Genomic DNA, 13300 nt, shown 5'->3' on the forward strand with positions numbered 1-13300 from the left:
TGTACGGTGAGGGGCATGACGGCGACGCAGCCCCCCAGCAGCAACCCGGCCGGCAACCCCGGCAGCCCCGGCAGCCCCGGCACCGGCGGTGCCCCCGGCGGCACCGGCGCTCCCGGAACCCCCGAGGACCGCCGCGCGCGCAAGGCCCGGCAGACTCGGAACGCGCTGGCCACCGCCGCCCTGGAACTGATCCTCGAACGCGGCCTCGCCGACACCACCGTGGAGGCGATCTCGGAACGCGCCGACGTCACCCGCCGCACCTTCAGCCGGAACTTCACCGGCAAGGAGGACGCGGCCCTGGACTTCGTCCGCGGCGACGGCGACCGCATCAACGCCCTGCTGCGCGCCCGTCCGGCCGCCGAGCCGCCGCTGCTCGCCTACCGCGCGGCCGTCCGCGGCTGGCTCGCCGACCGGACGGACCCGGCCTGGCACGACCGGCCGGACATGCGGCGGCTGCTGGCCCTGCTGGACCGCGAGCCCGCCCTGTTCGCCGCCTACGAACGCGTCCGGGTCGACGCCCAGGAGGAGTCCATCCGGATCATCGCCGCCCGGCTCGGCACCGACGACACCCAGGACGTACGCCCGTCCGTCGTCGTCGGCGCCGCCGCCGGGGTCCTCACCGCCGCGCTGCGCCAGTGGGCGCGCACGGCGGGGGACCACGCCACGGGAGCCGCCGACCTCGCCGCTCTCGTCGAGCGGGCCTACGACGCCCTGACCACGGCGGCCGTGACCGCGGCCGCCGACCGCACCACCGACAAGTGAGCACACCATGAGCACCACCACCCCCGCGCACCCCGCCCCCGGCCACGCCACCGAGTTCGCCGGCCGCACCGCCCTCGTCACCGGCGCCGCCTCCGGCATCGGCCTGGCCACCGCCCGCCGCCTCGGCGCCGGCGGCGCGCGCCTCGTCATCGCGGACCACGACGCCGAGGGCGCCGAGCGGGCCGCCGCGGAGCTGGCCGCCGAGGGCGTCGAGGCCGCCGCCGTGCGCACCGACGTCACCCGGCCCGAGTCCGTCGAGGCGGCGGTCGCCTTCGCGCAGGACACCTTCGGCGCCCTGCACCTGGCCGTGAACAACGCCGGGATCTCCGGCCCCAGCGCCCCGACCGGCGCCTACGACATCGACGCCTACCAGCGGGTCGTCCGCACCAACCTGGACGGCGTCTTCTACTCGCTGCGCTACGAACTGCCCGCGCTGGAGGCGGCCGGCGGCGGCGCGATCGTCAACGTGGCCTCCATCCTCGGCTCCGTCGGCTTCGCCGGTTCCCCCGCCTACGTCGCCGCCAAGCACGGCGTGGTCGGCCTGACGAAGACGGCCGCCGCCGAGTACGCGGCCCGCGGCATCCGCGTCAACGCGGTCGGCCCCGGCTTCATCGAGACCCCGCTGCTCGACGGCATGGAGGAGACCGCCCGCCGCGCCCTCGTCGGACGGCACCCCGCCGGGCGCCTCGGCCGGGCCGAGGAGGTCGCCGAACTCATCGCCTTCCTGCTCAGCGACCGCGCCTCCTACGTCCACGGCGGCTACCACCTGGTCGACGGCGCCTACACCGCCGTCTGAGCCCGCCGGGCCACGCAGACCACAGGAGGAAGGAACTTCCATGAAGGCACTCCAGTACCGCACCGTCGGCGCCCCGCCCGAGGTCGTCACCGTCCCCGATCCCGAGCCCGGCCCCGGCCAGATCCTGCTGAAGGTCACCGCCGCCGGTGTGTGCCACTCCGACATCGCCGTGATGAGCCGCCCGGCCGAGGCGCTCTCCTTCCCGCTGCCGCTCACCCTCGGCCACGAGGGCGTGGGCACGGTCGCGGCGCTCGGCGCCGGGGTGACCGGACTCGCCGAGGGCGACCAGGTCGCCGTGTACGGGCCCTGGGGCTGCGGCGCCTGCCCCAAGTGCGCCGAGGGCAAGGAGAACTACTGCCTGCGCGCCGGCGCGCTCGGCATCCGCCCGCCCGGCCTCGGCGCCCCCGGCGCGATGGCCGAGTACCTGCTCGTCGACGACGCCAGGCACCTGGTCCCGCTGGACGGCCTCGACCCGGTTGCCGCGGTCCCGCTGACCGACGCGGGCCTCACGCCGTACCACGCGGTCAAGCGGGCGCTGCCCCGCCTCGTGCCGGGCTCCACCGCCGTGGTGATCGGCGCCGGCGGCCTCGGACACGTCGCCGTGCAGCTGCTGCGGGCGCTGTCCCCGGCCCGGGTGGTCGCCCTCGACATCAGTGAGGACAAGCTGCGGCTGGCCCGCGAGGTCGGGGCGCACGAGACGGTCAGGTCCGACGAGCGGGCCGCCGCCGCGGTCCGCGAACTGACCGGCGGGCTGGGCGCCGAGGCCGTGTTCGACTTCGTCGGCGCCGCGCCGACCGTCGCCACCGCAGGGGCCGTGGCCGCCGTCGAGGGCGAGATCTCCGTCGTCGGCCTCGGCGGCGGGGCGCTGCCCGTCGGCTTCGGCCGGCTGCCGCACGAGGTCACGGTCAGCTCCCCGTACTGGGGCAGCCGCGGTGAACTCGCCGAGGTGCTGGCCCTGGCCCGCTCCGGCGCGCTGTCGGTGCACACGGAGACCTTCACACTCGACGAGGCACCGCTCGCCTACGAACGGCTGCACGCGGGCCGCATCGACGGGCGCGCGGTGGTCCTGCCCAACGGCTGAGCGGCGGGCCCCTCAGGAGGTGAGCGCCACCACGGCCTCGTCCGTGTAGACGAGGAACGTCAGCGTCTGCCGGAAGTACAGCTCGATCGCCTGCGCGTCGTGGGCGGTGTAGCCGATCGCGAGATCCTGGCCGAGCCGCAGCTCGAAGTCACCGCCCCGGGTGGACACCAGGAAGGCGCCGTCCACGGCGGGCGCCCAGATGGGCGGCCCGTCCAGGAGCCGGCTCAGATGCGCGGCGATCGGGTAGCCGTGGTCGGACGTCTCGTTCACCGCCGTGTACGGGTCGGCGCCCAGCACCAGCGCGTACGGACCGGCGACCCCGGCCAGCCGCAGCGTCGTCAGGGCGTGGCTGACCGCGTCCGGGTAGTCGCGCGGCTCCGCCGGCAGGCTCACCACCGGATTGGAGGTGCGCCTGCGCAGCCCGTCGATGCCCGCCGCCGCGTACCCCTCGAAGACGGCACGGTCCTCCGCGAACGCCATGGCGCGCGCCGCGTCCTTCACCGGCTGCCAGTCGGAGTCCTGCGCGCCGCGCTCCACGTCGTCCACCGCGTCCCGGGTGACCTTGAAGGGGACGCGCAGCTCGACGAGGGGCTGCACCTGGCGCAGCCGCGCGGTCACGCCCTGCGCGGGCGCCTCGATGGCGGTGAGGTGGCCGGTGCCCACCGCCGCCAGCGCCGGTCCCTCGGGCCCGGTCACGTCCACGGCGCGCCGGCCGCCGACGTTGCGCTGGAAGGTGCGGCGGGCCTCGTCCTCGATCTGGGCCCACGCCTCGGGCGTGATCGGGGCGAGTTCGCGGTGGAGGTTGGTCATGGCGGTGGGCGTGGACATGGATCAGGCTCCTTTCAGACTGCCGATCCCCAGGGAGCCCTCCGCCACGGCGGTGACCGCGGGCGGGGGCGGCGGGTCGTCGAGGAAGTCGGCGGTGGGGACGTGGAAGAGGCAGCCGGTGACCGCGGTGGAGAAGTCGAGGATCCGGTCGTGCACGCCGGGCCGGTCGCCGAGGAACATGTTCCGCAGCATCTGCTCGGTCACCGCGGGCGTACGGGCGTAGCCGATGAAGTAGGTGCCGAACTCGCCCTCGCCGACGCGTCCGAAGGGCATGTTGTCCCGGACGATCTTGCGTTCGGTGCCGTCCTCGTCGGTGACGGTGTTGAGCGCGACATGGGAGTCGACGGGCTTGACGTCGTCGGGCATCTCGACGTTGTCCAGCTTGGAGCGGCCGATGACCTTCTCCTGCTCCTCCACCGGCAGCGCCTTCCACGCGGCGAGGTCGTGCAGATACTTCTGGACGACGACGTAGCTGCCGCCCGCGAAGTCCGGGTCCTCCTCGCCGATGTGGACGGCGTCCAGGGCCAGGCGCCCCTCCGGGTTCTCGCTGCCGTCGACGAAACCGAGCAGGTCGCGCTCGTCGAACGACTTGAAGCCGTGCACCTCGTCCACGACCGTGACGGCGCCGCTGAGGCGCTCACCGATCAGCTGGGCCATCTCGAAGCACAGGTCCATGCGCCGGGAGCGCAGATGGAAGAGGAGGTCGCCCGGCGTGGAGGGCGCGTGGTGCCGGGCTCCGGTGAGCGGCACGAAGGGGTGCAGCTCGCGGGGGCGGGGGCCGTCGAAGAGGCGGTCCCAGGCGGTGGAGCCGATGCCGACGACACAGGTGAGGTCGTCGTCCGGGGCGCGGAACCCCACCGACCGTTTCAGCCCGGCCACATCCGGGAGCAGATCGCGGACGACCGCCTCACCACCGGAGACGATGGTGCAGACGAGGAACAGGGCGGATCTGGCGGGCGGGGCGATCACGGACTGCGGCTCGACCACGGAGCGTGCCTCCAGGCTGATGGCGGGAGTACTGCCGGATTCTCGTGCTGCGTGCTGTCCTGCGGACTCTGTGCTGTCCTGCGGACTCTACTGTCCGGGCCCGGTGGCCGCTGTGGACGGGCCGGACGGGAGCGGGGCGCATAACCTGGCACCTGAGCCCGCCGCGCGCCCTGGGCCAGGGCCTAGCGTCCGGCGTGGTTCAGCCAGTCGGCGAGGACCGCGGCCTCACTGTGGTCCACGTCCTTGGTGGCCGTCAGCAGCGTGAGCCTGCCGTGGGCCGCCAGGTCGTGCAGATGCTCGGCGGCGGAGTGGTGGTCGGGGTCGCCCAGCTCGGCGACGTAACGGCGGCGGAACTCGGTGAAGCGGTCCGGATCATGGTGATACCAGCGGCGCAGGTCGGTCGAGGGCGCGATGTCCCGCAGCCACTCGTCCCAGCGGGCGTCCTCCTTGCTCACCCCCCGGGGCCACAGGCGGTCCACCAGCACCCGCGTGCCGTCCCGCGGCGAGGCGTCCTCGTAGATCCTGCGGCAGCTGACCCGTCCGGACATGGCGGTACCTCCTCGTCGAACCGAGAGCCCCGTAGAACGAACCGAGAGTCCCGTCGAACGTAGAACACCACGGAGCATCCCGCAGAACGTCCCGCAGAACGTCCGCAGAACAGGGAGTACCCATGACCGACCAGAGGACCCCGGCGCAGTCCGCCGACGCCCCTGCCGAGGACGCCCCGGACCAGCGGGCTCCGGAGTTCCGCCCCTACCACCACCCGGCGGCGGGCTGGGGCGCGGCCAAGAGCGTCTCCCGCTTCCTGCTGCGCGAACGCGAGTTCGTCGACGGGCCGCGCGCCGTCCAGCGCATGAACCACGAGGGGGAGGGCTTCGACTGCCCCGGATGCGCCTGGCCGGACGACCTCAAGGGGCTGCGGCTCGACATCTGCGAGAACGGCATCAAACACGTCTCCTGGGAGATGACCCACCATCGGGTCGGCCCGGAGTTCTTCGCGGCGCACACCGTCACCGAGCTGTCCTCCTGGAGCGACGAGCAACTGGAACGCCAGGGCCGGCTGACCCACCCCATGAGCTACGACCCGGACACCGACACCTATGTGCCGATCTCCTGGAAGGACGCGTTCGCCCTGGTGGGACGCACCCTGCGCGAACTGGACAGCCCGCACCGGGCCACGTACTACACCTCCGGGCGGCTCGGGAACGAGGCGACCTTCCTCTACCAGCTCATGGCACGCGAGCTGGGCACGAACAACCTGCCCGACTGCTCCAACATGTGCCACGAGGCCAGCGGCCGCGCTCTCCAGGCCGCGCTCGGCACCGGCAAGGGCACGGCCGACCTCAAGGACTGGGAGGTCGCCGACGCCCTGTTCATCCTCGGGGTCAACGCCGCCTCCAACGCCCCGCGGATGCTCACTTCGCTCGCCGAGGCGCACAAGCGCGGCGCGAAGATCGTGCACATCAATCCGCTCGTGGAGGCCGCGGCGACCCGCACGATCATCCCGCACGACTTCGTCGACATGGCGCTGTTCCGGTCCACCCCGACCAGCTCGCTCAACATCCAGCCGCGCATCGGCGGCGACATGGCCCTGCTGCGCGGCATGGCCAAGGCCGTGCTCGCCGAGGCGGAGACCGACCCGAAGGCGCTCGACCGGGAGTTCATCGACCGGTACACCACGGGCTTCGACGCCTACCGGGCGCTCGTGGAGGCCACGCCGTGGGAGGAGATCGAGCGGCAGAGCGGTGTCGCCCGCGCCGACATCGCCAAGGCCGCCCGCGTCTACTGCGAGGCCGACCGGAGCATCTTCAGCTGGTGCCTGGGGATCACCCAGCACGAACACGGAGTGGACACCGTCCGGGAGATCGTCAACCTGCTGCTGCTCCGCGGCAACCTGGGCCGCGAGGGCGCCGGTCCGTCGCCGGTGCGCGGCCACAGCAACGTACAGGGCAACCGCACCTGCGGCATCGACCACCGCCCGCCCCCGGAGTTCCTGGACCGTCTGGCGAAGGCGTGCGCCATCGAACCGCCCCGCGAACACGGCCTGGACACCGTGCGCAGCATCGAGGCGATGCACCGCGGCGAGGTGACGGTCTTCGTCGGCATGGGCGGCAACTTCGCGCTGGCCGCCCCGGACACGGCGTACACCGCCGAGGCGCTGCGGCGGTGCGAACTGACCGTGCAGGTCAGCACCAAGCTCAACCGCAGCCATCTGGTGCACGGCCGCCGGGCGCTCATCCTGCCCTGCCTGGGCCGCACCGAGAAGGACCTCCAGAAGGCCGGCAAGCAGGCCACCTCGGTCGAGGACTCCATGAGCATGGTCCACCTCTCCCTCGGAATGAAGCGGCCCGCCTCGCCCCACCTGCTCTCCGAACCGGCCGTCATCGCCGGAATGGCGCGCGCCGCCCTGCCCGACAGCGACACCCCCTGGGAGTGGTACGTCGAGGACTACGACCGCATCCGCGACACCATGGCACGGGCCCTGGAGGGGTTCGAGGACTTCAACCGGCGCGTCCGTCTCCCGCTCGGCTTCCGCATCAAGCAGCCCGCCCGGGAACTCGTCTTCCGTACGGCCTCGGGCCGCGCGGAGTTCTCCGCCGCCGGACTCCCCGACGTCGTACCGGCCGACGGCGTGCTCAAGCTCGGCACGATGCGCTCCCACGACCAGTGGAACACCACGATCTACTCCGCCGACGACCGCTACCGCGGGATCAAGAACCTGCGCACCCTGATCTTCATGAACGCCCAGGACATGCGCGACCGCGGGCTCGCGCTCTTCGACGAGGTCGACATCACCAGCACGGCGCGGGACGGCTCGACCCGCAGCGTCCACCGCTACAAGGCCGTCCCGTACGACATCCCGCGCGGCTGCGCCGCCGGGTACATGCCGGAGCTGAACGTCCTGTGCGCCATCGGCGACCACAGCACCCAGAGCGACCAGCCGCTGATGAAGAACGTGGACGTGACCGTGCGGCCGTCGGGGACGGGGGACCGCACGGCCGGGTGACCGGGCGGCAAAGGGTCGTGGCTCACCCGGGCGGGTGCGAGAGGAGCCGCTCCAGCAGCAGGTAGCCGCGCCGCTCCGCGGCGGCGAGCAGGGCCGGGTCGATCCCGGCCTGCCACAGCTCGCCCGCCGCGGCGTCGTCCGCCTCGCGCAGCTCCACCACGGCCTCGGCCAGCCGCACCGGCAGCGCCGCGGGCGGCGGCCCCGCGGCACCGGCCAGCACTTCCTCCGCCTGCCGCGTGGCGCGGGCGCACGCGGCCAGCGCGTGCTCCACGCGTACGGCGGCGTGGTCGTCGACCACCAGCACCGCGCAGGCCAGGCCCACCGCGATGCCCAGGAGACTGGCGAGGGCCCGGTCCTGGACGAGCGCGCCGGCGGGGGCGGGAGCCGCCAGTTCGCTCAGCAGCAGCGCCAGTGGCGTCAGGAAGACGACGCCGAGGCCGTAGTTGAGGACCACCACGCATTCGAGCAGGAACTCCAGGACCACGATCACCAGCACGAGGACCACCGGGTCCGGGCGCGCGCCCAGCACCCCGAGCGCGAGCAGCAGCCCCAGCACCGTCCCCAGGGTCCGCTGGACGGCACGCTGCGCGGTCGTACGGATGTTGACCGAGTGCAGCACGGCGGCGGCCGAGATCGCCGCCCAGTAGCCGTGCCCCAGGCCGAGCCCGAGCGCCAGGGCGCCCGCCACCCCGGTCCCCAGCACCATACGCAGCGCGGGCACCACCCGCACCGAGCGGTGCACGGGCCCGGCGAGCCGCGGCCCCGCGAACAGCTCACCGGCCCGGCGCGTGGAGTCGGGCGAGGCCGGCTCGGGGTCCCCGCCCGCGGTGCGCGCGGCGGAAGAGGGCGGGGCAGCGTCCGCGTCCGCCTCCGCGTACGGCGTCGGCAAGCCGGGCAGCAGCTCCGGCCGGGCCCGGCGCCGGTCCGCGAGCAGCCGCGCCTGGCGCCGCAGCAGCTCCGCCGACTCGGCCCCCTTCGGCGGCGGCCGGCTCGCGGAGCCGATCAGCAGCGACCAGGACACGTCGGCCAGCCGGACGCAGACATCGGTCCCGTCCATCCTGTCCGGGCCGGTGCGCGCCCCGGCTCCGGGCGGACCGAGGCCGAGGGACCGGTGCGCGGGCGGCGCGAGACCGAGGCAGTGGTACGCGTGCAGCACAGCCACCGTCGACCGGTGCCGCTCCCGTCCCGCCGCACCCCGCGGATCCGCCCCGTCCGTATCGGTCGCCGTCGCCGTCAGCAGCCGGGCGAGCGCGCGCAGGGCGGCGGCCACGGCGAGCCGCTGCGGCCGGTCCGGATGGACGTACCGGCCCGCGACGGCCGTCCCCCAGGCGACCGCCGCGGCGGCCGCGGCCAGCCCGGTCCGGGGCAGGACGTCGGTGAACGCGGCCGGGCTCTCGGCGGCCACCGCGAAGGAGAAGAGCAGCAGCACCGCGCCGAGCCCGCCCAGCCGCGCCGCGTCGCACGTGAACTTCGCCGCCCCGGCGACCGCTGCCGTGGCCGCCACCACCAGGACGGCACCCGTCCCGCCCGCCCGCGGACGGACCAGGGCCGCCAGTGTCAGGCCGGAGCCCACACACGCGGTCATGGCGAGCGCGACCCACGCCAGCACGCGGGCCCGGCGCGGATAGGGCAGATTGCGCCCGAACGTGGTGGTGAAGGAGCCGAGCATCGCGTACACGGCGAGATCCGGGCGTCCGGCGAGCACGATCGGCAGGGCGACCAGCGCCATGGCCAGGGCCGCCCGCAGGGCGAACACCAGGGCCCCGTCCACCCGGCGCACGGCCAGTGCCCCGCGTGGCGAGAGCACCCGCGCCACTGCGGCGACCGCGCGGCCTGCCTCACCTCCACCTCCGGGATCCATCGGCCTCAGCATCTGTCGCATGTCCGGGCACGTCAAAACCTTCCGGGGTGGACCGACCGGATCCGGTGAGGGAGAACGTTCGGTCTTGACAAGGCGGAGCACGCTTGCCAGGCTCAAGGGAAGAGGGAGAACGTTCGTTCTCCCTCGCGGTCTCCGACGCGTTTCCCGCCGCGAACTCCGGCCTCCATCACGTATCGCCGAATCCGCCGAATCCGCCGAATCCATCGAATTCATGAATCCACCGAAAGGGATCACCGTGAGCACCATCGCCGCTCCGTCCGGTGTCACCGGGACGGCCTCCGCCCTGCGCCGCCTGTACTTCGTCCGCTGTGCCTTCGCCCTGACCTGGGCGCTCGTGATGTTCGCGACGGCGTCCGGGATCAGCCCGGCCACGGCCGTGCTGCTCGTGCTGTATCCGCTGTTCGACGTGGGTGCGGCCGTCGTCGACGCGAGGGCGTCGCGCGCCGCCGGATCTCCGACGCTGCTGCGCCTGAACATGGCCATCAGCTCGGTCGCGGCCGTCGGCGTGGCCGTCGCCTGCGCGTCCGGCATCCCGGCGGTGCTGCGGGTGTGGGGAGCCTGGGCGGTCGTGTCCGGCCTGGTCCAGCTGATCGTGGCCGTCCCCCGCCGGTCGCTGGGCGGCCAGTGGCCGATGATCCTCAGCGGCGGCATCTCGGTCCTGGCCGGGGCGTCGTTCGTCGCGTCGGCCGGGGCGGACGATCCCGCGCTCACCCGGTGCGGTCGGCTACGCCGTTCCGGGCGGAGTCTTCTTCCTCCTCTCCGCCCTGCGCCTGGGCCGCGCCGCCAAGGGGAACTGACAGCACGGACAGGACAGCGGGAGGCACCGGAACCCGAACCCGAACCCGAGGTGGACAAGTGAACCTGCGAGACAGCACGGCTCGCTGCGCCGTCGTCGCCGCGTTGTGCGGGACCCTGGCGCTGCCGACGACACATCAGGCGACGGAGGTGACGGCCGCGACGGAGGTGACGGCAGCGACGGCTGCGAGTGCCCGTACGACCGCCGGGCCCCTGGGCGGCCCGCTCGGCAGGCTCGGCCCTCTGACGGGCCTCGTCATCGAGCGCATCCGGGTGGGCGACGCCGTGGCGGCGGCCAAGTTCGGCACCGGCGCGCCCATCGAGGACCCCGTGCGCGAGGGGCAGGTCCTGGACCAGGTCCGTGCGCGGGCCGGTGCCGCCGGGCTGGACCCGGACGCGGCAGTGGCGTTCTTCCGGGACCAGATCACGGCCAGCAAGTTCACGCAGCGGGGGCTGTTCGCCCGCTGGGCCGCCCGCCCCGGGGAAGCTCCCGCGACACGTCCCGACCTCGGCCCGATCCGCGAGCGGCTCGACCGGCTGACCCGGGCCCTGCTCGACGAGCTCAAGGACACGGAGCGGTCGCGCGCCGAGCCCGTCGGCTGCGCGGCGCGACTCGCCCTGGCCGGCGCATCGGGCGCGGCTCTGGAACGCCTGGACGCACTCCACCGCCGCGCGCTCAGGACGGCGACGCGCTCCGTGTGCCGCTGAGATGCGTTCCGTCAGTCACCGGGACGCGCCCCGTCAGTCGCCGAGCGGCGCGGAACGCGCCCGGAGGATCCCCTCGACGCCCTGGAGGAAGGTCTCGGCCACCAGTTCGGGGTCGGAGAGGCACCCGGAGGCCATGGCGCCGTCCCGGAGCATGACGAGATGCCGGCCGGCGGCCTCGGCGGGTGCGTCACCGCCGGTCCGGGCCAGCAGCTCCGTGACGGTGTCCAGGAACCACTGCCGGTGGGCCAGGACGGCGCGGTGCACCGGATGGTCCGGATCCGGGTACTCCACCGCCGCGTTGAGGAAGGCGCAGCCCCGGAACCCCGGGGACCGGATCCCCGCGGCGATGGTCCGGCAGACGGCCCGGACCTTGTCGGCCGCCGACTCCTCACCCGCCTGTGCGGCCTCGGCCTGCGAGCGGAGTTCCCGGTCGGCCAGGCCGAGGTAGGCGAGGACGAGTTCTTCCTTGCCCGTGAAGTGGCGGTACAGCGTGGCCCGCGTGACCTGCGCCTCCGCGATGATCCGGTCGACGCCGACGGAGTGGATCCCCTCCGCGTAGAAGATCTTGGTCGCCGTACCGAGCAGCCGCGCCCGCGCTGCCGACGTGCCGCTTCCCCTGGTGCCCTGGCTCATCCAGCCAGGGTAGCGAAGTACGAGGGCGAACGATCGGTCTCGAACGGGGAGAATGGGAGAGAACGGGCAGAACAGGGAGAATGGGCAGAACGGGGAGAACTGGGAGTACGTAGCCGGGCGTACGTACGACGACCGGCGTCGGCTGTCGGGTAGCAGCCCCGGCCGCCATCCCGTGTGTCCGTGTTAGCCTCGTGCGTTTGCGTGGTCGTCGCGGTGAGCGATCCAGCCCGGCCGGTGCCGCCGGTGGGCGGGCTGTTCCGTCCTGCCGGGTCTTCCTCGGTACGTTCCTCCTGCGGAAGGCTGTTCGTGAAGCACCCCGATGACCCCGGCACCGCCGACTCCGGCACCGCCGACTCCGGCACCGCCGACTCCGGCACGGCTCAGGGCGGTCCCGCCCGGCCCGGCGCCACGACCCCGGCGCCGCCCCCGGCAGGCTCCTTCGCCGACCTGGGACTGCCGGCGGAGGTGCTGCGGACACTGAGCGCGTCCGGGGTGCGCGCGCCCTTCCCGATCCAGGCCGCCACCCTGCCGGACGCCCTGAAGGGCCGCGACGTCCTGGGGCGCGGGCGCACCGGCTCGGGTAAGACGCTCGCCTTCGGCCTGCCGCTGCTGACCCGTACGGCCGGGCGGCGAGCCGAACCGAAGCAGCCCCTCGCGCTGGTTCTCGTGCCCACCCGGGAACTGGCCCAACAGGTGACCGAGGCGCTGGCGCCGTACGCCGAGGCACTGCGGCTGCGGACGGCCACGGTCGTCGGCGGGGTGTCGACCGGACGGCAGGTCGCCGCGCTGCGCCAGGGAGCAGAGGTGGTCGTCGCCACCCCCGGACGCCTGCACGACCTGATCGAGCGCAACGCCTGCCGGCTGGGACGGGTGCGGATCACCGTGCTGGACGAGGCCGACCAGATGTGTGACCTGGGGTTCCTGCCGCAGGTCGTCGAGGCCCTCGACCAGGTGCACCCGGACGGTCAGCGGATGCTCTTCTCGGCCACGCTGGACGGCGACGTCGATCAGCTCGTCCGCCGCTACCTCCGCGATCCCGTGGCCCACGCGGCCGACCCGGACGCGGGCCGGATCACGACGATGGAGCACCACGTCCTGGTCGTCCACGGCCCCGACCGCTACGCCGTCGTCACGGAGATCGCCGCCCGCGACGGCCGCGTCCTGCTGTTCCTGGACACCAAGCACGCCGTCGACCAGCTCACCCGGCATCTGCGGGCCAGCGGTGTGCACGCGGGGGCGCTGCACAGCGGCAGGTCCCAGCCGCAGCGCACACGGACGCTGGCGCAGTTCAAGAACGGCCAGATCACCGTTCTGGTGGCGACCAATGTCGCGGCCCGCGGTCTGCACGTCGACGACCTCGATCTCGTGGTCAACGTCGATCCGCCCACCGACCCCAAGGACTATGTGCACCGGGCGGGCCGTACCGCCCGCGCCGGCGGGTCCGGCCGCGTGGTCACGCTCGTACCGGCGGGCCGCCGTGACGAGACGCGCCGGATGATGGCCGAGGCCGGTATCGAGGCGACCGTCACCAAGGTGCGCTCGGGCGAGGCGGAGCTGAGCCGGATCACCGGAGCCAAGGCCCCGTCCGGGACCCCGCTCGACGGCGGGGCCGCCCCCGCCCGGCCCAAGAACACCAACGCCCCCTTCCGCGGCCTGGGCACCAGCAAGGACCCCGCCCGCCGCGGAGGCGGCACGTCCCGGAAGGCGGGCGAGGCCCGCAAGCTCGCCGAGGCCCGCAAGGCGGCCCTCGTACGCCGCAACGGCTGAGGGCCGCTGCCCCGCCACCCGGTCGCGCACCACGTCCGGCATGACAAGCTGTGC

The 13300-nt window shown here is 73.8% G+C and carries 11 protein-coding genes and 1 pseudogene; 7 read left to right on the forward strand and 5 right to left on the reverse strand.

The annotated features are described in order from the left end of the window. Nucleotides 1-15: 15 nt before the first annotated feature. From A8713_RS28190 to A8713_RS28200, 3 genes are read left to right on the forward strand one after another with little or no spacing between them, the layout of a single operon-like run. Nucleotides 16-762 (forward strand): TetR/AcrR family transcriptional regulator, encoded by a 747-nt coding sequence (locus tag A8713_RS28190; RefSeq protein ID WP_064536484.1) that lies wholly within the window; start codon nt 16-18, stop codon nt 760-762. 7 nt (nt 763-769) lie between these two features. Continuing rightward, nucleotides 770-1558, forward strand: a complete 789-nt coding sequence (locus tag A8713_RS28195; protein WP_064536485.1) for an SDR family NAD(P)-dependent oxidoreductase — start codon at nt 770-772, stop codon at nt 1556-1558. Between the two features lie 40 nt (nt 1559-1598). Next, nucleotides 1599-2639, forward strand: coding sequence for an NAD(P)-dependent alcohol dehydrogenase (locus A8713_RS28200; RefSeq protein WP_064536486.1), 1041 nt, complete (start codon nt 1599-1601; stop codon nt 2637-2639). 12 nt (nt 2640-2651) lie between these two features. Here A8713_RS28200 and A8713_RS28205 read toward each other — a convergent pair whose 3' ends face one another. The 3 genes from A8713_RS28205 to A8713_RS28215 form a co-directional block, all read right to left on the reverse strand. Continuing rightward, the gene (locus A8713_RS28205) at nt 2652-3467 is read right to left on the reverse strand and encodes a family 1 encapsulin nanocompartment shell protein (RefSeq protein WP_237305472.1); all 816 of its coding nucleotides are present in this window, start codon (nt 3465-3467) and stop codon (nt 2652-2654) included. A 3-nt stretch (nt 3468-3470) separates the two neighbouring features. Continuing rightward, nucleotides 3471-4454 (reverse strand): Dyp-type peroxidase, encoded by a 984-nt coding sequence (locus A8713_RS28210; protein WP_064536487.1) that lies wholly within the window; start codon nt 4452-4454, stop codon nt 3471-3473. A 182-nt stretch (nt 4455-4636) separates the two neighbouring features. Further along, nucleotides 4637-5002 (reverse strand): DUF488 domain-containing protein, encoded by a 366-nt coding sequence (locus A8713_RS28215; RefSeq protein ID WP_064536488.1) that lies wholly within the window; start codon nt 5000-5002, stop codon nt 4637-4639. 122 nt (nt 5003-5124) lie between these two features. Here A8713_RS28215 and A8713_RS28220 point away from each other — a divergent pair, with 122 nt between their 5' ends. After that, complete coding sequence (locus A8713_RS28220) at nt 5125-7461, forward strand: FdhF/YdeP family oxidoreductase (protein ID WP_064536489.1); 2337 nt, start codon at nt 5125-5127, stop codon at nt 7459-7461. Nucleotides 7462-7483: 22 nt separating this feature from the next. Here A8713_RS28220 and A8713_RS28225 read toward each other — a convergent pair whose 3' ends face one another. Next, nucleotides 7484-9322, reverse strand: coding sequence for an FUSC family protein (locus A8713_RS28225; RefSeq protein ID WP_237305473.1), 1839 nt, complete (start codon nt 9320-9322; stop codon nt 7484-7486). A gap of 256 nt (nt 9323-9578) precedes the next feature. On the opposite strand from A8713_RS28225, the pseudogene A8713_RS28230 reads away from it, so the two are divergent. Then, nucleotides 9579-10140 (forward strand): annotated as a pseudogene (locus tag A8713_RS28230) (hypothetical protein). A 58-nt stretch (nt 10141-10198) separates the two neighbouring features. Further along, nucleotides 10199-10846 (forward strand): chorismate mutase, encoded by a 648-nt coding sequence (locus tag A8713_RS28235; protein ID WP_064536491.1) that lies wholly within the window; start codon nt 10199-10201, stop codon nt 10844-10846. 33 nt (nt 10847-10879) lie between these two features. Here the strand turns inward: A8713_RS28235 and A8713_RS28240 are convergent, their stop codons facing one another. After that, nucleotides 10880-11479 (reverse strand): TetR/AcrR family transcriptional regulator, encoded by a 600-nt coding sequence (locus tag A8713_RS28240; protein WP_064536492.1) that lies wholly within the window; start codon nt 11477-11479, stop codon nt 10880-10882. A 306-nt stretch (nt 11480-11785) separates the two neighbouring features. On the opposite strand from A8713_RS28240, the gene A8713_RS28245 reads away from it, so the two are divergent. After that, nucleotides 11786-13246 carry a DEAD/DEAH box helicase gene (locus A8713_RS28245; protein ID WP_064536493.1) on the forward strand — a complete coding sequence of 487 codons (1461 nt, stop codon included), beginning with the start codon at nt 11786-11788 and terminating at the stop codon, nt 13244-13246. The last annotated feature ends 54 nt before the right edge of the window (nt 13247-13300 follow it).

The organism is Streptomyces sp. SAT1 (genome assembly GCF_001654495.1).
Lineage (GTDB): Bacteria > Actinomycetota > Actinomycetes > Streptomycetales > Streptomycetaceae > Streptomyces > Streptomyces andamanensis.

Bases quoted from the DNA above. Each gene is read 5' to 3' on its own strand.
- A8713_RS28195 (WP_064536485.1), top strand. From the start codon at position 770: ATGAGCACCACCACCCCCGCGCACCCCGCCCCCGGCCACGCCACCGAG.
- A8713_RS28220 (WP_064536489.1), top strand. From the start codon at position 5,125: ATGACCGACCAGAGGACCCCGGCGCAGTCCGCCGACGCCCCTGCCGAG.
- A8713_RS28215 (WP_064536488.1), bottom strand. From the start codon at position 5,002: ATGTCCGGACGGGTCAGCTGCCGCAGGATCTACGAGGACGCCTCGCCG.
- A8713_RS28225 (WP_237305473.1), bottom strand. From the start codon at position 9,322: ATGGATCCCGGAGGTGGAGGTGAGGCAGGCCGCGCGGTCGCCGCAGTG.
- A8713_RS28190 (WP_064536484.1), top strand. From the start codon at position 16: ATGACGGCGACGCAGCCCCCCAGCAGCAACCCGGCCGGCAACCCCGGC.
- A8713_RS28200 (WP_064536486.1), top strand. From the start codon at position 1,599: ATGAAGGCACTCCAGTACCGCACCGTCGGCGCCCCGCCCGAGGTCGTC.
- A8713_RS28240 (WP_064536492.1), bottom strand. From the start codon at position 11,479: ATGAGCCAGGGCACCAGGGGAAGCGGCACGTCGGCAGCGCGGGCGCGG.
- A8713_RS28205 (WP_237305472.1), bottom strand. From the start codon at position 3,467: ATGTCCACGCCCACCGCCATGACCAACCTCCACCGCGAACTCGCCCCG.